This window comes from Pseudomonas mendocina, from assembly GCA_037482215.1.
Lineage (GTDB): Bacteria > Pseudomonadota > Gammaproteobacteria > Pseudomonadales > Pseudomonadaceae > Aquipseudomonas > Aquipseudomonas mendocina_E.
Genome location: CP148074.1, coordinates 4,408,873 through 4,435,591 on the forward strand (window position 1 = coordinate 4,408,873; position 26,719 = coordinate 4,435,591).

A 26,719-nucleotide genomic window follows, 5' to 3' on the forward strand; every position below is an offset into this window, starting at 1 on the left:
TGTGAAAAATTAAGCGTATATTTTCATGAAATTAATAATAAATAATTTCATGAGGCAACTATGTTCAAGCAGTCCGCTCAGCATATCGGCACCTACTACGCAGGCACTTTTCCTGGCCAGATACCGCTGCGCCCGCGCCTGCAACAAAGCCTGCACTGCGATGTCCTGATTATCGGTGGCGGTTTCAGCGGCCTGCACACAGCATTGCGCCTGGCCTTAGCCGGTAAAAAAGTTGCGTTGGTCGAAGCCAGCCGCCTGGCGTGGGCTGCGTCCGGGCGTAATGGCGGACAAGCGCTGCCAGGCTGGTCTTGCGACATGCCGCCATTCGAGAAAGCGCTGGGCTTAGAAGGTGCCCGCCAGCTCTGGGACAGCATGATCTGGGCCGCCAACGAAATGCGCGAGCTGCCTGAACGCCATGGTTTCGACATCGACTACCGCACCGGGGCCATATACTGCGCCGTCCTTCCACGTCGTGTGCGCCTGCTGCAAGAAAGCATCGAAGAAGCCACGCAAAAATACGACTATCAGCAACTGAGCTTCATTCCCAAAGAAGAGCTGCCACAGTGGATTGCCAGCCCGCGCTACTTGGGCGCCGTTCACGATGCCGGTGCTGCACACCTGAACCCACTGAAACTGGCACACGGCCTGGCCAATGCACTGGAAGCCGCTGGCGGCCAGATCTTCGAACAATCTAAAGCCCTTGATTGGCAGGAGCACGGCAACGGATACCGCGTACGCTGCGCCGAGGGTGAAATTACCTGCGATGTACTGGTCATGGCCTGCAACGCCTATGTCGACCGCCTCGACCGCGACCTGGCCAAACGCCTGCTGCCAGTCGGCTCCTATCAGGTCGCGACCGCGCCATTGGACCCGGAACTGGCGCAATCCCTATTCCCAAAAGGCACCTGCAGCATCGACACCCAGTTTGTACCGGATTACTACCGCGTCACCCCTGACAACCGCCTGCTGTTCGGCGGTGGCTGCACTTACCTCGGCGGTATTCCTAAAGATGTGCCAGCGGCTACCCGGCCCTATCTGGAACGTGTTTTCCCGCAGCTCAAAGGCGTGCAGATCGACTATGGCTGGGGCGGCCATATCGACTGCACCATGTACCGCACTCCGCATCTCGGCCGCAGCGGTCAAAAGTATTGGCTGCAAGGTTTCTCTGGCCATGGCGTATTGCCAACGTTGGCAGCGGCCAAGGCCATCAGCGACGCCATTCTGGGCGACGACGAATTGCTCAAGCTGTATGAGCGCCTGCCAAACCCACGCTTCCCAGGCGGCGACCTGCTCGCAGCACCGATCGAAGCAGTCGGCAAAGCCTGGTATAGACTGCGCGACGTGATCTGACAGCGGAGCAACCATGACCGAACAGGAAGAAGTAGAAGGCCTCGCGATACTCATTCGCGACCTGCGCAAACACAAAAACCTCACCTTGGGCGAGCTGGCAGCCAAGATCGAACGCTCGGTCGGCTTTCTCTCCCAAGTGGAGCGTGGCCTGTCCCAACCCACGGTGGCTGACCTGACAGCCATCAGTGAAGCCCTGGGCGTGCCGACCACCTACTTCTACAGCCTGAGCAAACCCCGTGACGTACGCTGGGTCACCCGCCCGGATGAACGCCGCACGCTGTACTACGCAGGCGGCATTACCGACGTACTGGCCTCGCCGAGTATTTCCGGTGGTTTTTCCATGCTCGACAGCTACCTGGCTCCCGGAGCCAGCAGCGGTGACGGCCACCTAAAAGACCGCGACGAACAAGGCGGTTTTGTCCTGGAAGGCCAGCTGAGTATTTGGCTCGACGACGCCGAAGAGCCTGTCACCCTAGGCCCCAACGACAGCTTCCAACTGCCGCCCTACGCAAGATTTCGCTACGCCAACCTAACCGATAAACCGACGCGCGTGCTCTGGGTATTCTGCTAACCCACCACGCGCAGGAAGAAGTACGTATGACAATAACAACATCGTTCTCCAGCCTGCTCGACGAAGTACAAGCCTTTCGCGCGGCGCACCCTGACGTGCGCTACGTTGACCTGATCAGCCTGGACATTCCCGGCCATTTCTACGGCAAGCGCTACCCCATCGAAATGCTCGAAAAAGTGGCCGCGGGGAGCCCCCTGAAGGTCCCGCAAAACTGCGTCCTGCTTGGTGTTCAGGGCGGGCTACATCCGATTGGCGACTACTGCTTTAACGACGGCGACCCCGATGCACCGCGCCGCCTGATCCCCGGCACACTCAAACCCGTGACCTGGGAGGATCAGCCGCTTGGACAGATGCTGATGAGCTCCGACGGCACGGCGGCACCGATCGAATTCGACCCACGTGAAGTGCTGGCCCGCGTACTGAATCGTCTAGCCAAACGCGGCATTCGCCCCGTGGTCGCCTTCGAACTGGAGTTTTACCTGTTCGACCGCAAGCTCAAAGATGGCCTGCCACAGTTCCCACGCGACCCGCTTTGTGATGACGAAGACGACCAGCCGAACATGCACATCGAGCGGCTGTCACGTTTCTCTAACGTGCTTCACGACATTGTCGAGTCCGCCCAGGCCCAAGGCATCGACGCCAACGTCATCACCGCCGAACTAGGCCCTGGCCAGTTCGAAATCAACTTTGGCCATTGCGACGACGGCCTGCGCGCCGCCGACTGGGCCGCCCTGTTCTGCCGCAGCACCCGAGGCACGGCGCTCAAGCACGGACTACGCGCCAGCTTTATGAGCAAGCCCTACCTGAATGCACCAGGCAGCGGTATGCACGTTCACGTCAGCCTTTATGACAACGACGGCAACAACCTGCTTGCCGCCGACAACCAGCGCCCACTGCGCCATGCCGTAGCCGGTTGCCTGGACCTGTTGCCGCATTGCATGCCGATCTTCGCCGCCAGCCACAACGCCTTCCGCCGTTACGGCGCCATGGTGAACGCAGCCAGTCGCGCCAGCTGGGGCTTCGAAGACCGTGATGCATGCATCCGCATTCCCGAGTCAGATGGCCGCAACCTGCGCATCGAACACCGCTTGGCCGGAGCCGACGCCAACCCGTACCTGGTACTGGCTGCAATCTTGACCGGAATGGAACACGGCTTGGATGCAGGCAAAGAGCCCATCGCCCCGCTCAACGAAGACCGCAGCAGTGGCATCGACTTCCCCAAAGACATGCTCAGCGCCGTCGCAGCCATGCGCGACCATCCACAGGTGAAACAAGGGCTGGGAGACGAGTTCGTGATGGTCTATTGCGAGAACAAACACCACGACCACCTGGCCTTTATGGACGAAGTCAGCGCCCGGGAATACCGCTGGTTTATGTAGTAACTGCCCTGCTTACAAGCAATGGTGGATTACGCCGTTTTACGGCTAATCCACCCTACATACCCACGCAACTAACATAGTTCATGCTTTTTGTAGGGTGGATGGTCGAAGCCATCCACCGGCTCTTCCCCAGCCAAACCCGCTGCCCAAACATTGTCACCTCCGTCAGCCCACGCCTGAAACAGGACCCGGCCAAGACGGGCACGCCACCTTACGGGCGCCTGTACTATCCGTTTAAACCCCAATTGTTCACCCTGCGTGAGAGCGACGCCTTTTGCCCCTTCAGGAGGGTGGTCAGAAGTGCCGTGGAAGAGGTTGAGCGGCATGGATGCCGCGAAAGATACGATGGGCCAAGGATGGACCTTCGCAGCGGGCCTCTGGAACGGTGATTCTGGCCACGAACCCGGAGCAAAGCGTAGGGCCGCATGCCGGGGCGAGCGTTTTTGGTGCCTTTTGTCGCGACAAAAGGTACTCGCCCGGGAAGGGCGAAACCCGTTGCCACAGGCGTCTACCAATAATGAAATGCACGCATACCCGTGTTGATTACTCCACCTGACGACTCACTAGCCCTACTTGAGCGCATGTCTCAGGCGGTCACACTTTTTGTAGGGCGCATGGTCGAGCGCCCCAAGTCAAACCCTCAACAAATACACCACCAACCCTGCCAGCGCCGACACCAGCAGCACCTCCATCACGCCACGTTTAAAACGGAACAGCGCCAACGCAGCAGCCACTGCAATCACCGCTGCCGGCCAGTCAAACACACCAGTAAATCCTTCCGGCCACAGCACGTGGTAGGCAAAGAACAGCGCCAAGTTGACGACCACCCCCACCACCGCCGCCGTAATCCCAGTCAGTGGCGCGGTAAAACGCAGTTGCCCACGAGTCGACTCGACCAGCGGCCCACCGGCCAAAATGAACAGGAATGAAGGCAAAAAGGTAAACCACGTCACCAGCGTGGCTGCCACTGCACCGCTGACAAACCCAGAGTCGCCCAACACCGGATGCACATACGCCCCGATAAAACCGACAAACGCCACCACCATAATCAGCGGCCCCGGCGTGGTCTCCCCCAACGCCAAGCCATCGATCATCTGGCGAGGGGTCAACCACCCGTAGTGGTCGATCGCGCCCTGATACAAATACGGCAACACCGCATAGGCACCGCCAAAGGTCAGCAGCGCCGCCTTTGTGAAAAACCAAGCCATTTGCGTGAACGTTCCGCTCCAGCCGTACAACCAGCTCAACAGCCCCATCGGCAGGCACCAGAGCAAAGCCCCCACCAACAGCAAAAGCACTAGACGCGACCAACGGAAACGGGTGTGCTCGGGCAGGTGCTGATCATCCAGCAAGGGCGAACCATAGTCCCGGCCCGCATCCGCATGACCGCCGCCTAAACTGAATTTTTCCGGCAGCAAACGCCCCCCAAGATAGCCCAAGATCGCAGCCCCCAACACAATCATCGGAAACGGCACCTTGAGCGCGAAAATCGCCACAAACGATGCGCCTGCAATCCCCCACAACCAGTTGTTTTTCAAGGCACGGGAGCCAATACGCCAAGCGGCCTGCAACACGATCGCAGTGACCGCCGGTTTGATTCCGTAAAAAATCCCAGCGACCAGCGGCACATCACCATAGGCGATGTACAACCAGCTCAACGCAATCAAAATAAAAAGCGAGGGCAGTACAAAAAGAACCCCAGCTATAACCCCGCCCCAGGTTCGGTGCATCAACCAGCCAATGTATATGGAGAGTTGTTGCGCCTCAGGCCCAGGCAGCAACATGCAATAGTTCAGGGCATGCAGGAAGCGCCGTTCAGACAGCCAGCGGCGCTTCTCCACCAACTCCTGGTGCATGATCGCGATCTGCCCCGCCGGGCCGCCGAAGCTGATGAAACCCAACTTCAACCAAAACCAAAAGGCACTGATCAGACTGACGGGTGCAGGCTGATTTCCCTCAACAGAATCACTCATCGACCACCCGATAAATCCTTTAAGCTACACGACCGGCCATGACAATTTAATGCTGTGCCCACTCATGATTTCACGCCGTTTTCCGTATACTGCGCCAGCCCCCGCGCTCCCTTCCACTAGCCGTGAAGCCCCCTTCGTGAAAATTCGCCATGCACTCGCGAGTCTGTTGCTGATTTGCAGCAGCGTCATAGCCTCCAGCGTTACTTACGCCTCCCCCAACCAGCAGGATCTGGCTGCAGGCAGTGCGCTGCTGGTCGATCTCAACACCAACCAAATTCTTTACGAGCGCAATGCCGACACGGTCGTTCCTATAGCCTCGGTGACCAAGCTGATGACCGCAATGGTGGCGCTGGATGCAAAGCTGCCGCTGAACGAGATGCTGGCCATCAACATCAGTGAGACCAAAGAAATGCGGGGCGTGTTCTCCCGTGTCCGCGTAGGCAGCGAATTGAGCCGCCGCGACATGATCGAGATCGCCCTGATGGCTTCGGAAAACCGTGCTGCAGCCAGCCTTGCCCACCACTACCCTGGCGGCTACAACGCCTTTATCCGCGCCATGAATGACAAGGCTCGCAGCTTGGGCATGAACCACACGCGTTTTGTCGAACCGACCGGCCTATCTGAGCACAACGTATCCAGTGCCCGGGACTTGGTATTGATGGTTAAAGCAGCCAGCCAGTATCCACTCATCAAGCAATTCAGCACCGCTTCGGAAAAAACTCAAGCATTCCGCAAACCGAACTACACCCTAGGCTTTCGCAACACCAATAACTTGGTACGCAAGCCAGACTGGAAAGTTAACCTGAGTAAAACCGGCTACACCGGCGAAGCGGGCCGCTGCCTGGTGATGAATACCGTCATGAACCAGCGCCAAGTCGCCTTCGTGGTGCTGGACTCCTTTGGTAAGTACACCCACATGGCCGACGCCACACGCCTCAAACGCTGGCTGGAAACCGGCCGGGTGACGCCGGTTCCAGCTGCTGCCATTAGCTACCGTGAGCAGAAGTTAGCGCAGCGTCAGGCACGCTAACCTGCTGACAATAAGCAGCGGTATTACTGCAAGGCTTTACCGCTGCTGTCAGCTGAAGAGTCCACCGAAGGCACAACCGGCGGGCGCAAATGCTCCGCCAGTAAGAAACGAACCAGCTCCGCCAATGGCAAGCCTTTGCTGATCAAATAACCCTGTGCCTGGTCACAGCCATACTGCCGCAACAGCGCCAGATGCTCGGTCGTCTCCACACCCTCCCCAACCACTTGCAGGTTGAGGTTATGCGCCAGGTTGATCATCGCCCGTACTAACTGACGATTCTCAGCGCGCTCAATCATCCCGCCAACAAAGCTCTTATCGATCTTCAGTAAGGTGATTGGCAGGCTGTTGAGGTGCACGAAAGATGAGAAGCCTGTACCAAAGTCATCCAGCGAAAACTGAACGCCCAAGTGCTCCAGCTCCAGCATGGTTTGCTGGACCTTCTCGCTGCGACGCATGACTGCGGTTTCGGTCAACTCAAACTCAAGCCAACGTGCATCAACGCCATGCTCTTTGATTAAGCGCTCAAGCGTCGGCAACAACTGGCTGTCCTGAAACTGGCGGAATGACAGATTCACCGCCATATGCAGAGGCGGCAAACCTTGCGCCCGCAGCCACTGCATATCACGCAGCGCTCGGCTAATCACCCAGTAACCCAACGGCACAATCAAGCCGCTCTCTTCTGCCAGCGGTACGAACTCATCCGGCCCCAGCAAGCCATGCTTGGTGTGGCGCCAGCGCACCAGCGCCTCAAGCCCGACGATACGCTCAGTGGTCAGGCACAAACGCGGCTGATAATGCAGCTCTAGTTCATCGCGGCGCAAAGCACGCCGCAGCTCGCCTTCAAGATCAACCTGGCTACGGGCGCTGCGATTAAAGCGCTCATCGTAGAAATAGAACGTGCACCCCTGCTGGGTTTTGGCCTGCTGCATGGCAATGTGGGCATGCCACATCAAGGTATCGACAGTGCTCTCACTGGTGGCACTCGCCAGGCCGAGGCTACAGCCCATTAACAGGCTTTCCCCGTCAATCCAGTAAGGCTCATCGAGCGCCTCAGTGACTTTACTTGCCAGAATCTCGGCTCGCCGAGGGTCTCGGCGGGTATCTATCAAAAGCGCAAACTCATCACTGCCCAAACGAGCCAGTTGCTCGCCTGCTTGCAGCAACGCACTGATGCGGTTCACGACCTGCAGAATCAGGCTGTCGCCACCCCGGTAACCGAGCGCATCGTTGACGTGGCGAAAGTTATCCAAGTCCAAGTGGCCCAGCACCAGACCGCGCCCATCAAATTCGGCCAGACGCACAGCCAATAACGTCTGAAATCCCTGCCGGTTGGCGATGCCAGTGAGCACATCCTGCTCAGCCAGACGGTTCAGTGTTTCGTTCAGACTCCCTCGCTCACAGGCATATCGCAGGCAACGGCGTACGACCTCAGCACTCAGATGATCACGCACCAGCCAATCGGCTACACCCTCAGGCTCCACATCAGGCTGATGATCAAGAAGGAGGACGACAGGAAGCGGACAGTTGCTCAGCGAAGGTAATTGCGTTGCCGTCGCAAGCACTACGGCGTGGCTGGATTCATCAAATAGAGGACTGACCGCTTGCCAGGATGGCGCGGTAATAAATCGATAAGCACCGCCGAATGAGTTCAGACACTCACGCAGCAGCGAATCCCAGCTCTGTGTTTCCGCTAGCAGGCACACCTCTAACGGTTGGACTAACGCCGCCAAACAGCCCCCCCATACAGCAGAAATGAACGGTATTCACCGTCCGGACGCGTCATAACCGACGACTCAGTCACTTTCCCTAGTGAATACTGCCCTGTCTTGCGTCACTACAAGCGAGCTTTATAACGAGCAGAGTAATGTATTACAGAATTTAGCCAACCCCATCACACCATTATTATGTGACGCACAACACATTTATTAGGCAGTCACAGCACAGCGCCCGGCCTGTTAAAATGCACGGCCACTTTCCCCTGACGATTGATTGAATGTCCCGACTGAACCCCCGGCAGCAGGAAGCCGTGAACTATGTCGGCGGCCCGCTTCTGGTGCTCGCCGGCGCAGGCTCCGGCAAAACCAGCGTAATTACCCGCAAAATCGCCCATTTGGTGCAGAACTGCGGCATAGCGGCCCGCCACATCGTTGCCATGACCTTTACCAATAAGGCGGCCCGGGAAATGAAGGAGCGGGTCGGCACGCTGCTTAAAGGTGCAGAAGGACGCGGGCTGACCGTCTCAACCTTCCACAACTTGGGGATGAACATCATCCGCAAGGAATACGCACGTCTGGGCTACAAACCCGGCTTCTCGATCTTCGATGACGGCGATATCAAAGCCTTGCTCTCGGACATCATGCAGAAAGAGTATTCCGGCGACGACGGCATCGACGAGATCAAAAACTACATCGGTGCCTGGAAGAACGACCTGATTCTGCCCGATGAAGCCATCAGCAAGGCGCGCAACCCCAAAGAACAAACTGCCGCCATCGTCTACCTGCACTATCAGCGCACGCTTAAAGCCTACAACGCGGTGGACTTTGACGACCTGATCCTGCTGCCGGTGAAGCTCTTTCAAGAACATGCCGACATTCTGGAAAAGTGGCAGAACCGCATCCGCTACCTGCTGGTGGACGAATATCAGGACACCAACGCCAGCCAGTACTTACTGGTCAAACTTCTGGTGGGCATGCGCAACCAGTTCACCGTGGTGGGCGACGACGATCAATCTATCTACGCTTGGCGTGGCGCCCGCCCCGAAAACCTGATGCTGCTCAAGGAAGACTATCCCTCCTTGAAGGTGGTCATGCTGGAGCAAAACTACCGCTCCACCAGCCGCATCCTCAAATGCGCCAACGTGTTGATCGCCAACAACCCCCACGCCTTCGAGAAGCAACTGTGGTCGGAGATGGGCGTGGGCGATGAAATCCGCGTAATCCGTTGCCGCAACGAAGATGCCGAGTGCGAACGGGTCGCCCTGGAAATCCTCACGCTGCACATGCGCACGCAGCGCCCATACAGCGACTTTGCCATCCTCTATCGGGGGAACTATCAGGCCAAACTGATGGAGCTGAAATTGCAGCATCATCAGATTCCTTATCGCTTATCCGGCGGCACCAGCTTCTTCGCCCGCCAGGAAGTGAAAGACCTGATGAGCTACTTCCGCCTGCTGGTAAACCCGGATGACGACAACGCCTTCCTGCGCGTCATTAACGTGCCACGGCGGGAAATCGGCTCTGCGACGCTGGAAAAACTCGGCAACTACGCCTCCGAACGCAACATCAGCATGTACGCTGCAGCGGGAGAAATGGGGCTGAGCCAAGTGCTGGACGCCCGTTACACCGACCGCCTGAACCGCTTTACCCGCTGGATGGACCGCATTCGCCAGGAGTGCGCGCAGAACGATCCAATTGCCGCCATCCGCAGCATGGTGATGGACATCGACTACGAAAACTGGCTGCGCCAGAACGCTTCCAACGACAAGGTCGCTGACGCACGCATGGGCAACGTCTGGTTCCTCGTCGATGCCCTGAAGAACACCCTTGAGCGCGACGAAGATGGCGACATGACCATCGAAGACGCCATCGGCAAGCTGGTACTGCGCGACATGCTTGAGCGTCAGCAGGAAGAGGAAGAAGGCGCCGACGGCGTGCAGATGCTGACTCTGCATGCCTCTAAAGGTCTGGAGTTCCCCTACGTGTTCATCATCGGCATGGAAGAGGAAATCCTCCCGCACCGCTCCAGCATCGAAGCCGACACCATCGAAGAAGAGCGCCGCCTGGCCTATGTCGGCATCACCCGCGCACGACAAAACCTGGTGATGACCTTTGCCGCCAAGCGCAAGCAATACGGCGAGATCATGGACTGCCTGCCAAGCCGTTTCCTCGACGAACTGCCGCCTGAAGACTTGCAATGGGAAGGCCTTGAGGACGCTCCACAAGAAGTGAAAACCGCACGCGGTAACGACGCTCTAGCCAACATGCGGGCCATGCTCAAACGCTAGCATCTGCCCTTCAGTAAGAAGGGCTTTATGCCGGAGGTCTCCGTGGGAACGGCTTGAACCGTGAATATCGCGACAACAAGACCCGCACAGCGAAACAGCAGGCAATAAAAAGCCGCCCCTAGAGGCGGCTTTTTTAGATCAGTGCGATTACAGACCAGACATCTTCTGAATAGCACCACGCAGCTCGTCATCCGAGCAATCAGCGCAGGTGCCTTTCGGAGGCATGGCGTTGATACCGGTGATAGCTTTAGCGAGGATGCCGTCCAGACCACCTTGGTGATCGGCACGCTCTTTCCATGCAGCAGTGTCACCGATTTTCGGTGCACCCAGCAGGCCAGTGCTATGGCAAGCATTGCAATGCTTGGCGATGATGTCGTCAGCGCTACGTGCGCCACCACCAGCAGCTACGGCAACGGCGCCAACGCCTTTGCACTCTTCGCCCTGGATACATACTTCACCAACCGGCTTCAGACGTTCGGCAATAGCCTCATCAGTCGTGGCCTGAGCAGTCACTGCCCACAGGGCCAATACAGCAGCTGGTGCCACCAGCATTTTCTTAATCAGATTCACGGTACACCCTCATCGTGGCTAGTCACGCTCGCGGCCACGGTTTCGCGAGCGGCAGATATTATATAGGTTCGCGCAGCAACCCGAAACAACCCATATTGTCGCAGGGTTATTGAAAAGCCTGAACCAACGTTCTTCTCAGGCTTAGAAATTCGCCGGCGTTGTGGCGCTAATCAGCCGTGCAGGCAGATCAAACGGGTTACGGAAGCGATGTGGCCTGGTGCTTTCGAAATAGTAGCTGTCGCCGGGCTCAAGGATAAACACCTCGGATCCGACTGTCAGTTCCAGCTTACCCTCCATCAGCATACCGGCCTCTTCACCATCGTGGGCGTACATCTCATCACCCGTGTCGGCACCTGGCGGATAGGTTTCATCAAGGAAGGCAATCGCCCGACTTGGATGCGCCTTGCCCACTAGCTTCATGGTAATCGCGCCACTGCATATATCCGTCAGTTCGGCCGCCCGGTAGACCACCTGAGTCTGACTTTCCTGCTCGACATCCAGAGAAAAGAACTCCACCAGCGACATAGGGATTCCCCCAAGCACCTTCTTCAGCGAACTGATCGAAGGGCTGACGCTGTTCTTTTCAATCATGGAAATAGTGCTATTGGTGACACCCGCACGCTTGGCGAGTTCACGCTGGGAAAGACCTTTGAGCTTGCGGATGGATTGCAGTCGAACGCCGACGTCCAATGTGGGAGCCCCCTCGGGAAGTAACGGAAAGATGTGCCCGTATCATGGCAACAGCGTTCAGTATTTACAACACCAAGGAGGACTAATCCACACAGCCGTTCATCTAGACGTCGGTATAAAGCAGTGGAACGCGTCGCAGATTGCAGAATATCTGATAGGGAATGGTCTGAGCAGACATGGCCACATCGCTGGCTAGAACTTGCTTGCCCCACAGCTCAACACGGCTGCCAACGCCAGCGTCGGGCAGATCAGTCAGATCAACCGTCAGCATATCCATCGACACCCGCCCAATCAGGCGAGTCAGTTGACCATCCACCGCGACCGGAGTCCCGGTTGGCGCATGGCGCGGGTAACCATCGGCATAGCCCATTGCGACAACGCCCACACGGGTTGTGCGCTCGCAAACGAACTTGCCGCCATAGCCCACTGGCTCACCGGCAGGAAGCTCACGCACGCTGATGATTTTCGACTCAACCGTCATCACTGGCTGAAGCTGGCTGGCCAGTGCATGCTCAACTTCAAATGGCGTAGCACCATAAAGCATCAGCCCTGGGCGAACCCAGTTGTTACTCTGCGGCTGCGGGAACAGCTGTGGCCAGCCCAGAATGGCCGGTGAATTGCGTAAGCTCACCTCCGCATTGAGTGCTTGGCGAGCCTGTTCGAAAGCCTCTTCGCTGCGCGCACAATCCAACTCATCCGCACGCGAGAAGTGACTCATCAAAACGATTTTCCCCACCTTACCGGTGGCCTGCAGACGCTTATACGCGCCCTCATATTGCTCAGGATGAAAACCAACGCGGTGCATGCCGCTATCCATTTTCAGCCATACAGTCAGCGGAGCCTTGACCGAACTACGCTCGATGGCCTCCAGCTGCCATTGAGTGTGTACAACACACCAAAATTCATGCTGTTCAATCAGCGCCAGCTCTTCGGCCTCAAAGAAGCCTTCCAGCAACAAAATTGGACCGCGGATCCCCGCCTCGCGCAGCTGTAGAGCCTCCTCAATACAGGCAACAGCGTAGCCGTCGGCAATATCCTGTAAGGCTTGGGCACAGCGTACGGCGCCATGACCATAGGCATCAGCCTTGATCACAGCCAAGGCGCGGGCACCGGAGCTTTCACGGGCCAACTGGTAATTATGTCGTAAGGCATTTAAATCAATCAGGGCACGGGCAGGACGCATGGACTTCTCGTTATATTCAAACAGTCGCCAGTAGACTTCTCAAAAATACCGGCGACCGGACTCGCAAGTGAAACAGCAGATCGGCTTACTGAGCAGCCACCACTGTCATTTCAACCAGCACTTCAGGCTTATACATTTTGGCTTCGACACAGGCTCGGGCCGGGGCTGCTCCCGGAGCAACCCAAGCATCCCAAACCTGATTAAGCCCGTAGTAGTCACGCTCCATATCTTTTAGAAAGATAGTGACGGAGAGAATCTTCGACTTATCGCTACCGGCCTCAGCCAGAAAGCGATCAATGTTGGCCAGGGTTTCCTGGGTTTGCTGCACGATATCGCCGCTGTAATCATCCGCCAGCTGACCCGCCAGGTAAACGGTGTTGTTGTGGATGACGATTTCGCTGAAACGAGCTTCAGTGCGCAGGCGCTGAACTGACATGCTTGGAACTCTCTGAAGAATTGTTATAACGGGAAATATCTAAACCCTCAGCGCTGATCTGTGGACGTTTTTTCGCCATCAGATCAGCCAACAGGCGACCAGAGCCACAGGCCATGGTCCAGCCCAGCGTTCCATGCCCGGTATTGAGGTACAAGTTGCTGATCGGAGTTGCGCCAACAATTGGGGTGCCGTCCGGTGTAGCAGGACGCAGCCCTGTCCAGAACTCAGCACGAGACAGATCACCACCCTGCGGGTAGAGATCACCAGTGATCATTTCCAGCGTTTCACGGCGACGTGGATTGAGGCTCAGATCAAATCCAGCAATTTCCGCCATGCCGCCAACACGAATGCGGTTGTCGAAGCGGGTGATCGCTACTTTATAGGTTTCATCCAAAATGGTTGAGGTCGGCGCCATATCTGGATTGGTGATTGGCACGGTCAGGGAGTAGCCCTTCAGCGGATAAACTGGCGCCTTGATCCCCAGCGGCTTGAGCATTTGCGGGCTGTAGCTGCCCAGCGCGAGCACATACTGATCGGCGGTTTCTAGCTTACCGTCGATCCACACGCCATTGAGGCGGTTACCCACCGCATCCAAGCGCTGAATGTTTTGCCCGAAGCGGAACTCAACACCAAGATTCCGGGCCATTTCAGCCAGTTTGGTGGTGAACATTTGGCAATCGCCGGTCTGGTCGTTAGGCAGACGCAGGGCACCCGCGAGCTTATCAGTGACTGAAGCCAAGGCCGGCTCAACACGGGCAATGCCAGCGCGATCCAGCAACTCGTAAGGAACACCTGATTGCTCCAGAACAGCAATGTCCTTCGCAGCATTATCCAGTTGTGCCTGGGTGCGGAACAGCTGAGTAGTGCCCAGCATGCGGCCTTCATAGGTGATACCTGTTTCAGCACGCAGCTCATCCAGGCAATCACGGCTGTACTCAGACAGTCGCACCATGCGCTCTTTGTTCACGGCGTAACGGCTTGCGGTGCAGTTGCGCAACATCTGCGCCATCCACAGGTACTGATCGACATCACCGGTCGCTTTGATGGCCAATGGAGCGTGCTTCTCCAGCAGCCACTTGATAGCCTTCAAGGGAACGCCAGGGGCAGCCCACGGCGAGGCGTAGCCGGGCGAAACCTGACCTGCGTTGGCGAAGCTGGTTTCCATAGCAGGCGCCTGCTGACGGTCCACCACAACGACTTCAAAACCTTGCCGAGCCAGGTAGTACGCACTGGCAGTGCCGATCACACCACTACCGAGAACCAAAACACGCATGACGCTCTCCTAAACCACAATCAGTACTTTTGTGCTTTTATCTAGACCACAGTTGGGCGAAGTATAGGAATTCTTCAGCAGTGCATTTCACTATATAACCAGCTATATTTGGCGAGAATCCTTGGCACAATCGGCTTTTGCAGAGGGGTATCCACCTTGCGTACTCAACATCAGAGCAAACGTGAACTGGACAAGATTGACCGTAATATCCTGCGAATCCTGCAGGAGGACGGGCGTATCAGCTTTACCGAACTGGGTGATCGTGTAGGCCTTTCCACCACTCCCTGCACCGAGCGGGTCCGCCGCCTGGAGCGCGAAGGCATCATCATGGGCTACCACGCCCGCCTGAACCCGCAAAACCTTAAAGCCAGCCTGCTGGTGTTTGTCGAAATCAGCCTGGACTACAAGTCCGGCGATACCTTCGAAGAATTCCGCCGCGCCGTGCTGAAGCTACCGCACGTTCTGGAATGCCATCTGGTATCCGGGGATTTCGACTACTTGGTAAAAGCCCGAATCAACGAGATGGCCAGTTATCGCAAGTTGCTCGGCGACATCCTGCTTAAGCTACCTCATGTGCGTGAGTCGAAAAGCTATATCGTGATGGAAGAGGTAAAAGAGACCCTTAGCCTGCCAATTGCAGACTAAGACTCACACTAAGACCTGGCGGGTGCTGGCAATCAGTTGATGCACCTGCCGCTCCACTGCAGGCTCGATCCACTCTTCAGGGCGTTGCCCTCGAGGGCAAGGCAGGCTTTCGGTGGTGCCGAATAGTCGGCAAATAAGCGGGCGCTGGTCGTACACCTCACAGCCGTTTGGACCAAGATGCACGCAGTTGTATTCCGCCAGCGCAGCATCATGCTCCGCATCGGTTTTAACCGGCAGGCGTGACATTTCTTCAGACGATGCCGTGACCGGGCCACAACAGTCGTGACAGCCAGGCACACAGGCGAAGCTGGGTATCTGCAAACGCAGACGATCAATTTTGCGGCTGACACAGCTCATCATATGCGCCCTCTAACCAGATTAACCATTCTAACGCAGGCCGCGCCAGAGCGGCTTTTGTCGCCACGACGCAGTTCATTTACGACCTTGGACTTGGCGCAAGGCAAGTTCGGCGCTTATGCTTCGTAAAATTTCCACAACACAATAATCAGGATTTCACACATGAGCGGCCGCGTTCACCAGCCCGTGCACACCCATCAGCACGCAGCGTCTTACTACGCTGCAACCGCTAACCAGCAACTTGGGTTCCCAGCCCTCCGTGGGGAGGTTCGCGCTGATGTGTGCATTGTCGGTGGCGGCTTCTCTGGCCTGAACACGGCCATTGAGCTGGCGCGAAAAGGTCTCTCGGTTGTGTTGGTTGAGGCCCGGAAAGTGGGGTGGGGTGCCAGCGGACGCAATGGTGGTCAGCTTATTCGCGGCGTCGGCCATGGTGTCGAGCAGTTTGAAAACGTCATCGGCAGCGATGGGGTGCGCCAAATTAAGTTGATGGGGCTGGAAGCCGTCGAGCTGGTGCGCCAGCGCGTGGCCGAATTCAACATCGACTGCGACCTGACTTGGGGCTACTGCGACTTAGCCAACAAGCCCAGCCACCTCGAAGGTTTTGCTGAGGATATGGCTGAACTCAAGCAGTTGGGTTACCGCCACGAAATGCGCCTGCTACAACCCGACCAAGTACACGAAGTCGTGGGTTCCAATCAGTATGTTGGTGGCATGATCGACATGGGTTCTGGCCACCTGCACCCGCTCAACCTTGCTTTGGGTGAAGCGGTTGCCGCACAGAATCTGGGCGTACAACTGTTTGAAGATTCCGCTGTAACCCGTATCGAATACGGCCCACAAGTGAGCGTTCATACTGCTCAAGGGGTGGTTCGCGCGGCCAATCTGGTACTGGCCTGCAACGCCTACCTGAACGGCCTAGACCCGACTATTGGTGGCAAGGTACTGCCAGCGGGCAGCTATGTGATCGCCACCGAACCGCTCAGCGAAGCGGAAGCCAAATCCTTGATCCCGCAAAACATGGCCCTGTGTGATCAGCGCGTCGCGCTGGACTACTACCGCCTTTCAGCTGACCGCCGCCTACTGTTCGGTGGCGCCTGCCATTATTCAGGGCGTGACCCGGCTGACATCGCGGCGTATATGCGGCCGAAAATGCTCAAGGTGTTCCCGCAGCTGGCCAAAAAACGCATCGACTTCCAGTGGGGCGGCATGATCGGGATCGGCGCCAACCGCCTGCCGCAAATCGGTCGCTTACCACAACACCCGAATGTCTATTTCGCCCAGGCCTACGCTGGGCATGGCGTAAATGCCACGCACCTGGCAGGCAAACTACTGGGTGAAGCCATCAGCGGCCAGCTGGGGGGCGGTTTCGATCTGTTCGCTAAAGTGCCACATATCACCTTCCCCGGCGGCAAACACCTACGTTCGCCACTGTTGGCGTTGGGCATGCTCTGGCACCGCCTGAAAGAGCTGGTGTAAACACCGTCATAGCCAGAATGGGCGCCAGGCCTCACGTAAGGCCTGCGTCCTGCTAAGCCCCACATCTTTCAGCTCGTCGTCGCTTAGCTGGCGCAGCACGCGCCGCGTCTGCATGCGCTGGTAACACAAGCGCCACCAACGTAACCCAGCACCATACAGACGATTCGAAGTAGCCACCCCTCTCAATACAGTCCGTGTCTCTCCCAGCACGCCCGACTTGTAACCTTTCATCCTGAACCCCTGTCACTTAAGTGTGTTAGAGCTCATGATGGAACCACTGGCAATCGCCTTACAGACTCAAAAAGCGCCTATTAAAAACATACAGATGCCCCGCAAATTCATCTGAATTGAGCTTTTTGATCCGATCTGTATGACTCCATCGCTTCAGGAAGAGCCTGCTATGACGCTCTATATCAATCTGGCCGAGCAACTCAGCACACGCATTGAAAAGGGGCTGTACCGGCCGGGCGACCGTCTGCCCTCTGTCCGTGCCCTAAGCCAAGAGCACGGCGTCAGCCTGAGCACCGTACAGCAGGCATACCGGCACCTTGAAGACCTTGGCTTGGCCTCGCCTAAACCCAAGTCTGGTTATTTTGTGCCGTTCAACCGCACACCTGCGCAATTACCCAATATCAGCCGGGCAGCACAACGACCTGTGGATATCTCCCAGTGGGATCATGTGCTGGACCTAGTCAGCCTGGCCCCAGACGACGGCATTCTGCAACTGGGCCGGGGCATGCCGGATATCAGCAGCCCCACCCTGAAGCCCCTGCTACGCAGCTTGTCTCGCCTGAGCCGACGCCAGCAGACCAAAGACCTCGGCTACGGCAGCCTGAAGGGCCATCAGGCACTACGGGAGCAGTTATCACGGCTGATGCTCGACTCCGGCAGCCAAATTCCTGCCGATGAAATCATCGTTACCAGCGGCTGCCACGAAGCGCTCTCGGTCGCCTTTCGCTCTCTGTGCAAAGCAGGTGATATCGTCGCGGTGGACTCCCCCAGCTTCCACGGCGTCATGCAGGCGCTTAAAGGCTTTGACATCAAGGCCCTGGAACTGCCCACCGACCCACTGACCGGCATCAGCCTGGATGCACTGGAGCTGGCACTGGAACAGTGGCCGATCAAAGTGATTCAGCTCACACCCAGCTGCAATAATCCGCTTGGATACATCATGCCGGACACCCACAAGCGCCGACTGCTGGCCCTTGCCCAGCGCCACGACGTGGCGATTATCGAAGATGATGTGTATGGCGATCTGGCGTACAGCTACCCACGCCCACGTTCAATTAAATCCTTCGATGAGGATGGCCGCGTAGTCCTGTGCAGCTCGGTCTCGAAGACATTGGCGCCCGGCATCCGTATTGGCTGGATCGCACCGGGGCGATACCTGCCCGTCGTTCTGCACCAAAAATACATTTCCAGCGGCATGACCGCGCAGCTGCCACAGGAAGCCCTGGCGGACTACTTAAAAAGCGGCCATTACCAGCCACATCTACGGCGCATGCGTAGCCAGTACGCCGGCAACCGCGATGTGATGATTGAATGGATCAGACGCTATCTACCGGAACAAACCCGCCTCAGCCAGCCCCATGGTGGTTTCATGCTGTGGCTCGAGCTAGCCGAAGACTTCGATAGCCAACGCCTCAATCGCCTGCTGCTGCCGCACAAGCTGATCATCTCCCCCGGCAGCATCTTTTCCGCCGCCGGCAAGTTCCGTAATTGCCTGCGCATTAACTACGCACAAAAACCCACTGCGCAGCTGGAACACGCCATACAACTGCTGGGGCAGTGCATCCAGCAGTTGATGAGCGAATCCCTTTAATACGGTTCTACAAGCCCTTGCCGCGCCAAGCCAACACGACAAATCCAGCAGCACCTAAGGCCATCATCAGCGGCAGGGCATGGCCGCTGACCCACTGCGTGACCGCCCCCGTCAGCAGCGGGCCGACCAAGCAGCCAAGGCCCCAAAGTTGGGAAATATGAGCGTTCGCCTGGACCAATTGATCATCACGAAAGCGCTCACCGATCAAAATCAGTGAGATCGTAAACAGGCTGCCTGCAGTCGCGCCAAACAGGATCAGTACCGGCCAAATCAAAGGCGTATGCAAGCTCAGCGGCACCGCAAGGCTGGACAACATCAGCACCACGCCACAGATAAGAAACAAGCGACGCCGGGACATCTGATCGGCCAACCAACCAATCGGCAACTGCAACGCAGCATCACCCACCACCACCACACTGACCATGAACAGTGCGACTTCCTGAGTGAAGCCCTGACGCAGCCCGTAAATCGGCATCAACGTCAGCACCATCGCCTCAAATGCGGCAAACAACATCACCGCCCAGGCAATCGCCGGCATACGCTGGCAGAACGTCAGCAGATTACGCGCCGAAGCACTGTGCGCCTCTACGCTTGGTGCGCCAGTACGCCCCAGCAACAGCATGGCAGCCCCAATCAACAGGCCCACACCGACCCAGAAGCCCAGATCACCTTCTGCCCCAACCGCAGCCAGCAACAAAGGTCCACACAGATAGCTCAGCGCGTAACCCGTGCCATACAGCGCCACTAAACGCCCGCGCCACTTTTCCACCGCCAGCTGGTTAATCCAGCTTTCACCGAGCACAAAGACAACCGTCAGGCCAATACCCAGCACCAGCCGCAGCACCAGCCACACCACATAGTGCTGAATCAGCGCCATGCTGATGACGGACAACGCACCAAACAACAGGCACGCCTGCATCAGCCGCACAGTGCCTAACCAAGCCGCCAGACGCCCTGCCAGTGTGGCGCCCAACAAAACGCCCACCGCAGGTGTAGCCGCCATTACGCCAATAGCGAAGGAGCTGTAGCCCCACTCCTCCAGGCGTAATGACACCAGCGGCATAGTTACGCCCAGTGCCAGACCGATACTGATTACTGCTGCGCAGACTGCAAAGTATGTACCCCAACGCATTACCAGAACCCTTGTGAACACCTCGAAAACCAAAACGGCCGGATCTCCAAAGGAAACCCGGCCGCAGGTGTGGCGACTAGCAGCCTGAAGCTGCCTCAACCGGCCCCGAAGGGCGGACCTATTGAACGCTTACAGCTTGATCCAAGTCGCCTTCAGCTCGGTGTACTTATCAAAGGCATGCAGGGACTTGTCACGGCCATTACCCGACTGCTTAAAGCCACCGAACGGCGCAGTCATGTCGCCGCCATCGTACTGATTGACCCAGACGCTACCGGCGCGCACAGCCTTGGCAGTCAGGTGCGCCTTGGACAGGTCACTGGTCCAGATACCGGCTGCCAGACCGTAGATGGTGTCGTTGGCAATTTCGATGGCCTCTTCGACTGTATCGAAGCCAATCACCGACAGCACTGGGCCAAAGATTTCTTCCTTGGCGATGCGCATGGCATTGGTTACGCCGTCAAAAATGGTTGGTTCCACGTAGGTACCGCCAGTTTCTTCGAGTACGCGATTACCACCAGCAACCAGCTTGGCGCCATCATCGTGACCAGCTTTGATGTAGCTCAGCACGTTGTTCATCTGCGTGGTGTCAACCAGCGCACCCACGTTGGTGGCCGGATCCAGCGGGTTGCCCGGTTTCCAAGCCTTGATGGCTTCAACCACCATCGGCACAAATTTATCTTTGATGGAATTTTCCACCAGCAGACGGGAGCCAGCGGTGCACACTTCGCCCTGGTTAAAGGCGATGGCACTGGCTGCGGCTTCAGCGGCGGCCTTCAGATCCGGGGCATCAGCGAACACGATATTCGGGCTCTTACCACCGGCCTCCAGCCAAACGCGCTTCATGTTCGATTCGCCAGCGTAGATCATCAGCTGCTTGGCGATCTTGGTCGAGCCGGTAAACACCAGCGTGTCGACATCCATATGCAATGCCAGTGCTTTACCCACGGTGTGGCCGAAGCCCGGTAACACGTTCAGCACGCCCGCAGGAATACCAGCTTCAATAGCCAGTTGAGCCAGACGCAGACCGGTCAGCGGGGATTTTTCGGAAGGCTTGAGGATGACCGAGTTACCGGTGGACAGTGCCGGGCCCAATTTCCAGCAGGTCATCAGCAGCGGGAAGTTCCACGGCACGATTGCCGCAACCACGCCTACCGGCTCGCGAGTGACCAAGCCCAGCTCGTTATGCGAGGTGGCAGCGACTTCGTCATAAATCTTGTCGATGGCTTCGCCGCTCCAACGGATAGCACGGGCAGCCGCTGGCACGTCAACCGACAGGGAATCGCCAATCGGCTTACCCATATCCAGGGTTTCCAGCAGGGCCAGCTCATCGCGATGGGCTTCGATCAGATCAGCCAGGCGGATCATGCGCTTTTTACGCTCCACCGGCGCCATACGCGACCACACACCGGATTCAAATGTTGCGCGGGCATCGGCAACTGCCTGGTCGGCATCAGCCAGATCACAGCTGGCTACCTGTCCTAGCAGGCGACCATCTACCGGGCTAATGCAGTCAAAGGTGTCGCCAGAAACAGCATCACGGTACTCACCGTGAATAAAGGCCCGGCCCTCAATTTTCAGGTCCTTGGCGCGCTGTTCCCAGTCGGCACGTGTCAGGCTAGTCATACGAACATCCCCTATATAGCAGTGATAGCGCCGCAGATTGCGCTTGCGCTGTAAATTATTTTGCATGGGTTCACGCCAACCCACTCTTGCCTCAACACTAAACCAGAGGCCCCGATACTTCCAATATTTTTTACAAACACAGGCCCAACTGGCTTGTTATGTGCGGATTATTAAACATAGACTGGCCGTTCATCTGAACCCACCACAACAAGCCTGCCGTAGCAGTGCGTACCTTTATCGGACTTGCTTATGAACATCGACAGCATCATCGACTTTGCTCAAGCCACCACACCAGCCGAGCACTACCGCCCGGCCCCTGAGAAGATTCTCAAAGGCGGCGCCGAGCAAAATGTACGCAACCACTATTCAAGCCCGTGCGGCCAATTCAGCACCGGCATCTGGGAAGGCGAAGTGGGTCACTGGACCATCAACTACACCGAGCATGAATACTGCGAAATGCTTCAGGGTGTATCGGTATTACGTGACAAAGATGGCAACGCCAAAACCCTGCGCGCCGGTGATCGCTTCGTCATTCCGGCAGGTTTTAGCGGCACCTGGGAGGTGCTAGAGCCTACCCGTAAGGTTTACGTTATCTTTGAGCAAAAGAGCCAGTAAACTCAGTATCAGTTTTGTCCCCTTTTAGCCCGCTTAGTGCGGGCTTTTTCTTGCGCTATGAACGGGGCAAGGGGAAAGGAGACAAATTACAGGCATAAAAAAGCCCGCACTAGGCGGGCTTTTTCAAAGCAAGCAGAATCAATTACTTGATTTTGCCTTCTTTGTAGATCACGTGCTTGCGCACAACAGGATCGTACTTTTTGATTTCGATCTTGTCTGGAGTGGTGCGCTTGTTCTTGTCGGTAGTGTAGAAGTGACCAGTACCGGCACTCGAGATCAAACGGATCAATTCACGCATGATTTAGCTCCTTAAACCTTTTCGCCGCGAGCACGCAGCTCGGCCAGAACAGCGTCAATACCACGCTTGTCGATTACACGCATGCCCTTGGCGGAAACGCGCAGACGTACAAAACGCTTCTCAGACTCAACCCAGAAGCGGTGATGCTGCAGGTTCGGCAGGAAACGACGACGGGTTTTGTTGTTTGCGTGGGAAATATTGTTCCCGGTTACCGGACCCTTACCGGTAACTTGACAGACTCTCGACATGCCTCAGCCCTCTAAAACCACATGCCCAACCCGGCATGGGTTGGCCGCATAAACTCAATGTCATTGGCGCTCGACGCCACGTATCTCGAGGGTCTTACCGGCCATACCTGAAAGCGCAAGAACCGGGCCCCTACAAAAGAGCGCTGCTTTATACCAGAAAGCCCCTGGCGCCACAAGGCAATCTGCACTTGCCATGTGTTTTACAGACGCCACATTTTACACGCTGATGGCGCTGTGCACAGCATCCCATCCGCTTGACCATTCGTCGCGCGCCCTCATTGCCTGAAACCCTGTTAATGCCCTAGGGTTAAGTTACCCCGATGACTCAATACTCTGGAGCTCCCATGCGCCTTGCTGCACTGCCGCTGCTGATTGCCCCATTCCTCCTGCCAGCCCTGGCCCAGGCCAGCACGCTGAGCGTATGCACGGAAGCCAGCCCGGACGGTTTCGATGTGGTGCAGTACAACTCGCTGACCACCACCAATGCGTCTGCGGATGTTCTGATGAACCGCCTGGTCGATTTCGACACAGCCAGCGGCAAGCTCGTACCCAGCCTTGCAGAAAGCTGGACGGTCAGTGAGGACGGCCTGACCTATGACTTCACCCTACGCAGCAATGTCAGCTTTCACACCACGCCCTATTTCACCCCAACACGGCAGCTGACAGCTGACGATGTGCTGTTCAGCTTCCAGCGCATGCTCAACGCCGATCACCCCTGGCATGCCGTGGCGGCCAGCGGTTATCCACATGCGCAGTCGATGCAGTGGCCCAGCCTGATTAAAAACGTGGAGAAAACCGGCGAACACAGCCTACGTATCACCCTGAATCGCCCGGACGCTACCTTCCTCGCGATCCTCAGCATGGGCTTTGCTTCCATTTATTCCGCCGAATACGCCGACCAATTGCTCGCTGCAGGCAAACAGGAACTGCTCAACAGCCAGCCCGTGGGCACCGGCCCGTTCGTGCTCAAGCGTTTTCAGAAAGATGCCGTTATACGCTACAGCGCCAATCCGAATTATTTCGCGGGCAAACCGGCTGTGGACAACTTGATCTACGCCATCACCCCGGACGCTAATGTGCGCTTGCAGAAACTGCGGCGCGGCGAATGCCAGATTGCCCTGTCGCCTAAGCCGCAAGATATTCAAGCAATCAAGAACGACCCCAACCTGCAAAGCGCCCATACCGCTGCATTCATGACGGCTTTCGTTGGCATCAATAGCCAACACGCACCTCTGGATAAACCGCAGGTGCGGCAGGCCATCAACCTGGCCTTCGACAAAGCCAGCTACCTGCAAGCCGTCTTCGAGAACAGCGCCGAAGTGGCCAACGGCCCTTATCCTGCCAACACGTGGAGCTATAACAGCGAATTGCCGGGTTATGCTCACGATCCGCAAAAAGCCAAAGCCCTGCTAAAAGAGGCCGGGTTGGAGAATGGCTTCAACACCACCATCTGGACCCGCCCCAGCGGCAGCTTGCTTAACCCCAACCCCAGCATGGGGGCTCAACTGCTGCAGGCTGACCTGGCCGAAGTGGGCATCAAGGCAGATATCCGCGTGATTGAATGGGGCGAGCTGATCCGTCGTGCTAAAGCCGGTGAGCACGACCTGCTGTTTATGGGCTGGGCTGGCGACAATGGCGATCCAGACAACTTCCTCACCCCGCAGTTTTCCTGCGCCTCAGTTGAATCCGGGCTGAACTTCGCCCGCTACTGCGACCCTACGCTGGACAAGCTAATCAGCGACGGCAAAGCCAACAGCGACCAAGCCGAACGCAGCCGCTTATATAAGGAAGCGCAGCGCATCATTCAGGAACAAGCGCTGTGGCTGCCCCTGGCGCACCCCACCGCCTACGCCCTACTGAGTAAAAAGGTCAGCGGCTACACAGTGAGCCCATTTGGCCGCGTCGATTTCTCGAAGGTGCAGGTCAGCCGCTGATCTCACACCAGCCCCTGCACAAGGGGCTGGTTCATACCCAACCATACTCAGCCATCGACAGCGGCTCACCGTCGCCGACGATAAAGTGATCCAGCACCCGTACATCCACCAACGCCAGCGCATCCTTCAAGCGCCGGGTCAGGTCGCGATCAGCCTGACTCGGTTCTGCAACGCCCGAGGGGTGATTGTGGGTAAGAATCAGCGCTGCCGCGTTGTGGAACAGCGCCCGCTTAACCACTTGCCGGGGATACACACTGGCACTGTCGATTGAGCCATGGAACAGCGCCTCGAACGCCAAAACCCGGTGTTTGGCATCCAAAAACAGGCAACCGAACACTTCGTGGGGCTCGTGGCGTAGCAACGTCTTTAAGTAATCGCGCACCGCTTGCGGGCTTTCCAACGCAGACTCACGGCGCAGCTGTTCCGCCAAATTCCGCCGGCCCATTTCCAACACCGCCTGTAATTGGGCGAACTTGGCCGGGCCCAAGCCCAAGTGCTGAGAAAATGAAGGCAAGTCGGCCTGTAAGAGCGCCCGCAAGCTACCAAACTCACTTAATAACTGACGGGCCAAGTCCACCGCACTGCAACCCGCCACGCCGGTACGCAGGAAGATTGCCAGCAGCTCCGCATCCGTCAGGCTCACAGCACCCTGCGCCAAAAGCTTTTCCCGCGGCCGCTCTGCCGCTGGCCAATCACGAATACTCATCACACCTCCTTGTGTTTAAAGCCATCCGGCAACGCCGCGACGCCAGACTTACAGGGCATCGGCAGCACTGCTTCATGGCGGCTGCTGTGCTATCGTAGCGGCCTTTGCACGGCAGTCGCGCAGGGGAATGCCAACGCCGTGACGCACATCCATCTTCGAAACAAGGCAGGTCTATGCAGCGGCTGTATCGGAAACGCATTATTGTGGGCGTAGGCGGCGGTATCGCTGCCTATAAGAGTGCTGAGCTGATTCGCCGACTCAAAGATCAAGACGCAGACGTGCGCGTCGTCATGACCAAAGCCGGGCAAGAATTCATCACCCCGCTGACGTTACAGGCCCTCTCCGGCCACCCGGTCCACCTCAATCTGCTCGACCCCGCTGCCGAAGCCGGGATGGGCCATATCGACTTGGCGCGCTGGGCCGACATGATCCTCATCGCCCCAGCCACCGCCGACCTGATGGCGCGCCTGACTCAAGGCGTGGCTGACGACCTGCTGACCACATTGGTACTGGCCACCGATGCGCCAGTAGCACTGGCTCCGGCGATGAATCAGGCCATGTGGCGGGATCCTGCGACCCAGGCCAATGCAGAGCTTCTGCGTTCACGGGGTTTCCACCTCTTCGGTCCGGCTGCTGGGAGCCAGGCCTGTGGCGACGTCGGCCTAGGCCGCATGCTGGAAGCCGAACAGCTGGCGCAATGTGCGGCTGATTGCTTCCAATGCAAGGCGCTGACCGGCAAGCACGTCCTGATCACTGCTGGCCCAACCCAGGAAAACATCGACCCAGTGCGCTACATCACTAACCATAGCTCCGGGAAAATGGGCTTTGCCCTAGCAGAAGCAGCGGCCGAAGCCGGTGCCAAAGTAACCCTGATCAGCGGCCCGGTGCACCTGCCAACACCGGACCGCGTCGAGCGCATCAATGTGGTCAGCGCCCGTGACATGCTCGCCGCCTGCGAGGCCGCCATGCCTTGCGATCTGCTGATCGCCGCAGCGGCTGTCGCGGACTATCGCCCCGAGGTGGTGGCCCAGCACAAGCTGAAGAAAGACCCGAGCACCGGCGACGGCCTGCTCCTGCAAATGGTGCGCAACCCGGACATCCTAGCCACCCTGGCCAGCCGCCCGGATCGCCCCTTCAGCGTAGGTTTCGCTGCCGAAACCCAAAACCTGCTGGAGTACGCTTCGCGCAAACTTAAAGACAAAAATCTTGACCTGATCGTCGCCAATGACGTGGCAAACCCCACCATCGGCTTCAACAGTGAAGAAAACGCCATCACCATCATCGACCGGGAACTCGGCCAGACTAGCTTCACTCAGACCAGCAAAAGCAAGATCGCCCGCCAGTTGGTGAGCTTCATTGCTGATCGCCTGAACCGCAGCTGATCCTTTTTCGAATTAAGACAGAG

The 26,719-nt window shown here is 57.4% G+C and carries 24 protein-coding genes; 11 read left to right on the forward strand and 13 right to left on the reverse strand.

Annotation, left to right across the window (positions count from 1 at the left end):
- Positions 1-60: 60 nt before the first annotated feature.
- The 3 genes from WG219_20305 to WG219_20315 are packed head-to-tail and all read left to right on the forward strand — an operon-like array spanning position 61 to position 3,300.
- The gene (locus WG219_20305) at positions 61-1,350 is read left to right on the forward strand and encodes an FAD-binding oxidoreductase (GenBank protein ID WXL25611.1); all 1,290 of its coding nucleotides are present in this window, start codon (positions 61-63) and stop codon (positions 1,348-1,350) included.
- A 13-nt stretch (positions 1,351-1,363) separates the two neighbouring features.
- Positions 1,364-1,921, forward strand: a complete 558-nt coding sequence (locus WG219_20310) for a cupin domain-containing protein (protein WXL25612.1) — start codon at positions 1,364-1,366, stop codon at positions 1,919-1,921.
- A gap of 26 nt (positions 1,922-1,947) precedes the next feature.
- Positions 1,948-3,300: a glutamine synthetase family protein gene (locus tag WG219_20315; GenBank protein WXL25613.1), complete on the forward strand. Its 1,353-nt coding sequence runs from the start codon at positions 1,948-1,950 to the stop codon at positions 3,298-3,300.
- A gap of 632 nt (positions 3,301-3,932) precedes the next feature.
- On the opposite strand, the gene chrA is transcribed toward WG219_20315, so the two are convergent.
- A complete protein-coding gene (gene chrA / locus WG219_20320; GenBank protein WXL25614.1) occupies positions 3,933-5,273 on the reverse strand; it encodes a chromate efflux transporter in 1,341 nt (446 codons plus the stop codon).
- A gap of 136 nt (positions 5,274-5,409) precedes the next feature.
- Here chrA and pbpG point away from each other — a divergent pair, with 136 nt between their 5' ends.
- A complete protein-coding gene (gene pbpG / locus WG219_20325) occupies positions 5,410-6,303 on the forward strand; it encodes a D-alanyl-D-alanine endopeptidase (protein ID WXL25615.1) in 894 nt (297 codons plus the stop codon).
- Positions 6,304-6,326: 23 nt separating this feature from the next.
- Here the strand turns inward: pbpG and WG219_20330 are convergent, their stop codons facing one another.
- Positions 6,327-8,033 (reverse strand): bifunctional diguanylate cyclase/phosphodiesterase, encoded by a 1,707-nt coding sequence (locus tag WG219_20330; GenBank protein WXL25616.1) that lies wholly within the window; start codon positions 8,031-8,033, stop codon positions 6,327-6,329.
- Positions 8,034-8,296: 263 nt separating this feature from the next.
- On the opposite strand from WG219_20330, the gene rep reads away from it, so the two are divergent.
- On the forward strand, positions 8,297-10,306 hold the full coding sequence (gene rep, locus WG219_20335) for a DNA helicase Rep (GenBank protein WXL25617.1): 2,010 nt from the start codon (positions 8,297-8,299) through the stop codon (positions 10,304-10,306).
- Between the two features lie 147 nt (positions 10,307-10,453).
- Here rep and WG219_20340 read toward each other — a convergent pair whose 3' ends face one another.
- The 5 genes from WG219_20340 to dadA all read right to left on the reverse strand — a co-directional run bounded on the left by WG219_20340 (position 10,454) and on the right by dadA (position 14,458).
- Positions 10,454-10,876, reverse strand: a complete 423-nt coding sequence (locus WG219_20340; protein WXL25618.1) for a c-type cytochrome — start codon at positions 10,874-10,876, stop codon at positions 10,454-10,456.
- A 141-nt stretch (positions 10,877-11,017) separates the two neighbouring features.
- On the reverse strand, positions 11,018-11,566 hold the full coding sequence (locus WG219_20345) for a cupin domain-containing protein (protein WXL25619.1): 549 nt from the start codon (positions 11,564-11,566) through the stop codon (positions 11,018-11,020).
- A gap of 103 nt (positions 11,567-11,669) precedes the next feature.
- Positions 11,670-12,749 carry an alanine racemase gene (alr, locus tag WG219_20350; protein ID WXL25620.1) on the reverse strand — a complete coding sequence of 360 codons (1,080 nt, stop codon included), beginning with the start codon at positions 12,747-12,749 and terminating at the stop codon, positions 11,670-11,672.
- A gap of 85 nt (positions 12,750-12,834) precedes the next feature.
- Positions 12,835-13,185: a RidA family protein gene (locus WG219_20355; GenBank protein ID WXL25621.1), complete on the reverse strand. Its 351-nt coding sequence runs from the start codon at positions 13,183-13,185 to the stop codon at positions 12,835-12,837.
- Positions 13,160-14,458 carry a D-amino acid dehydrogenase gene (dadA, locus tag WG219_20360; protein ID WXL25622.1) on the reverse strand — a complete coding sequence of 433 codons (1,299 nt, stop codon included), beginning with the start codon at positions 14,456-14,458 and terminating at the stop codon, positions 13,160-13,162. Before dadA ends, WG219_20355 begins: the two co-directional genes overlap by 26 nt.
- 156 nt (positions 14,459-14,614) lie before the next feature.
- Here dadA and WG219_20365 point away from each other — a divergent pair, with 156 nt between their 5' ends.
- Positions 14,615-15,103 (forward strand): Lrp/AsnC ligand binding domain-containing protein, encoded by a 489-nt coding sequence (locus WG219_20365; protein ID WXL25623.1) that lies wholly within the window; start codon positions 14,615-14,617, stop codon positions 15,101-15,103.
- A 3-nt stretch (positions 15,104-15,106) separates the two neighbouring features.
- On the opposite strand, the gene WG219_20370 is transcribed toward WG219_20365, so the two are convergent.
- Positions 15,107-15,460 carry a YkgJ family cysteine cluster protein gene (locus WG219_20370; protein WXL25624.1) on the reverse strand — a complete coding sequence of 118 codons (354 nt, stop codon included), beginning with the start codon at positions 15,458-15,460 and terminating at the stop codon, positions 15,107-15,109.
- 162 nt (positions 15,461-15,622) lie between these two features.
- On the opposite strand from WG219_20370, the gene WG219_20375 reads away from it, so the two are divergent.
- Together WG219_20375 and WG219_20380 are read left to right on the forward strand one after the other, a co-directional pair.
- Complete coding sequence (locus WG219_20375; GenBank protein WXL25625.1) at positions 15,623-16,936, forward strand: FAD-binding oxidoreductase; 1,314 nt, start codon at positions 15,623-15,625, stop codon at positions 16,934-16,936.
- 400 nt (positions 16,937-17,336) lie between these two features.
- The gene (locus tag WG219_20380; GenBank protein ID WXL28058.1) at positions 17,337-18,758 is read left to right on the forward strand and encodes a PLP-dependent aminotransferase family protein; all 1,422 of its coding nucleotides are present in this window, start codon (positions 17,337-17,339) and stop codon (positions 18,756-18,758) included.
- Positions 18,759-18,765: 7 nt separating this feature from the next.
- Here WG219_20380 and WG219_20385 read toward each other — a convergent pair whose 3' ends face one another.
- Both WG219_20385 and WG219_20390 read right to left on the reverse strand, forming a co-directional pair.
- Entirely contained in the window at positions 18,766-19,890 is a 1,125-nt protein-coding gene (locus WG219_20385; protein ID WXL25626.1) for an MFS transporter, read from the reverse strand.
- 129 nt (positions 19,891-20,019) lie between these two features.
- Positions 20,020-21,513, reverse strand: a complete 1,494-nt coding sequence (locus WG219_20390) for an aldehyde dehydrogenase (protein ID WXL28059.1) — start codon at positions 21,511-21,513, stop codon at positions 20,020-20,022.
- A gap of 249 nt (positions 21,514-21,762) precedes the next feature.
- Here WG219_20390 and WG219_20395 point away from each other — a divergent pair, with 249 nt between their 5' ends.
- Positions 21,763-22,128, forward strand: coding sequence for a cupin domain-containing protein (locus WG219_20395; protein WXL25627.1), 366 nt, complete (start codon positions 21,763-21,765; stop codon positions 22,126-22,128).
- A 142-nt stretch (positions 22,129-22,270) separates the two neighbouring features.
- On the opposite strand, the gene rpmG is transcribed toward WG219_20395, so the two are convergent.
- Positions 22,271-22,426 carry a 50S ribosomal protein L33 gene (gene rpmG, locus WG219_20400; protein WXL25628.1) on the reverse strand — a complete coding sequence of 52 codons (156 nt, stop codon included), beginning with the start codon at positions 22,424-22,426 and terminating at the stop codon, positions 22,271-22,273.
- Positions 22,427-22,437: 11 nt separating this feature from the next.
- Complete coding sequence (gene rpmB / locus WG219_20405) at positions 22,438-22,674, reverse strand: 50S ribosomal protein L28 (protein WXL25629.1); 237 nt, start codon at positions 22,672-22,674, stop codon at positions 22,438-22,440.
- Between the two features lie 344 nt (positions 22,675-23,018).
- On the opposite strand from rpmB, the gene WG219_20410 reads away from it, so the two are divergent.
- The gene (locus WG219_20410) at positions 23,019-24,608 is read left to right on the forward strand and encodes an ABC transporter substrate-binding protein (GenBank protein ID WXL25630.1); all 1,590 of its coding nucleotides are present in this window, start codon (positions 23,019-23,021) and stop codon (positions 24,606-24,608) included.
- Between the two features lie 31 nt (positions 24,609-24,639).
- Here WG219_20410 and radC read toward each other — a convergent pair whose 3' ends face one another.
- The gene (gene radC / locus WG219_20415; protein WXL25631.1) at positions 24,640-25,314 is read right to left on the reverse strand and encodes a DNA repair protein RadC; all 675 of its coding nucleotides are present in this window, start codon (positions 25,312-25,314) and stop codon (positions 24,640-24,642) included.
- 173 nt (positions 25,315-25,487) lie between these two features.
- Here radC and coaBC point away from each other — a divergent pair, with 173 nt between their 5' ends.
- Complete coding sequence (coaBC, locus tag WG219_20420; GenBank protein WXL25632.1) at positions 25,488-26,696, forward strand: bifunctional phosphopantothenoylcysteine decarboxylase/phosphopantothenate--cysteine ligase CoaBC; 1,209 nt, start codon at positions 25,488-25,490, stop codon at positions 26,694-26,696.
- Positions 26,697-26,719: the final 23 nt, after the last annotated feature.

Coding starts and splice junctions, on each gene's coding strand:
- WG219_20410 (WXL25630.1), top strand. CDS start 23,019: ATGCGCCTTGCTGCACTGCCGCTGCTGATTGCCCCATTCCTCCTGCCA.
- WG219_20380 (WXL28058.1), top strand. CDS start 17,337: ATGACGCTCTATATCAATCTGGCCGAGCAACTCAGCACACGCATTGAA.
- chrA (WXL25614.1), bottom strand. CDS start 5,273: ATGAGTGATTCTGTTGAGGGAAATCAGCCTGCACCCGTCAGTCTGATC.
- rep (WXL25617.1), top strand. CDS start 8,297: ATGTCCCGACTGAACCCCCGGCAGCAGGAAGCCGTGAACTATGTCGGC.
- alr (WXL25620.1), bottom strand. CDS start 12,749: ATGCGTCCTGCCCGTGCCCTGATTGATTTAAATGCCTTACGACATAAT.
- coaBC (WXL25632.1), top strand. CDS start 25,488: ATGCAGCGGCTGTATCGGAAACGCATTATTGTGGGCGTAGGCGGCGGT.
- WG219_20385 (WXL25626.1), bottom strand. CDS start 19,890: ATGCGTTGGGGTACATACTTTGCAGTCTGCGCAGCAGTAATCAGTATC.
- WG219_20390 (WXL28059.1), bottom strand. CDS start 21,513: ATGACTAGCCTGACACGTGCCGACTGGGAACAGCGCGCCAAGGACCTG.
- rpmG (WXL25628.1), bottom strand. CDS start 22,426: ATGCGTGAATTGATCCGTTTGATCTCGAGTGCCGGTACTGGTCACTTC.
- WG219_20310 (WXL25612.1), top strand. CDS start 1,364: ATGACCGAACAGGAAGAAGTAGAAGGCCTCGCGATACTCATTCGCGAC.
- WG219_20375 (WXL25625.1), top strand. CDS start 15,623: ATGAGCGGCCGCGTTCACCAGCCCGTGCACACCCATCAGCACGCAGCG.
- WG219_20370 (WXL25624.1), bottom strand. CDS start 15,460: ATGAGCTGTGTCAGCCGCAAAATTGATCGTCTGCGTTTGCAGATACCC.
- radC (WXL25631.1), bottom strand. CDS start 25,314: ATGAGTATTCGTGATTGGCCAGCGGCAGAGCGGCCGCGGGAAAAGCTT.
- WG219_20305 (WXL25611.1), top strand. CDS start 61: ATGTTCAAGCAGTCCGCTCAGCATATCGGCACCTACTACGCAGGCACT.
- WG219_20355 (WXL25621.1), bottom strand. CDS start 13,185: ATGTCAGTTCAGCGCCTGCGCACTGAAGCTCGTTTCAGCGAAATCGTC.
- dadA (WXL25622.1), bottom strand. CDS start 14,458: ATGCGTGTTTTGGTTCTCGGTAGTGGTGTGATCGGCACTGCCAGTGCG.
- WG219_20395 (WXL25627.1), top strand. CDS start 21,763: ATGAACATCGACAGCATCATCGACTTTGCTCAAGCCACCACACCAGCC.
- WG219_20315 (WXL25613.1), top strand. CDS start 1,948: ATGACAATAACAACATCGTTCTCCAGCCTGCTCGACGAAGTACAAGCC.
- rpmB (WXL25629.1), bottom strand. CDS start 22,674: ATGTCGAGAGTCTGTCAAGTTACCGGTAAGGGTCCGGTAACCGGGAAC.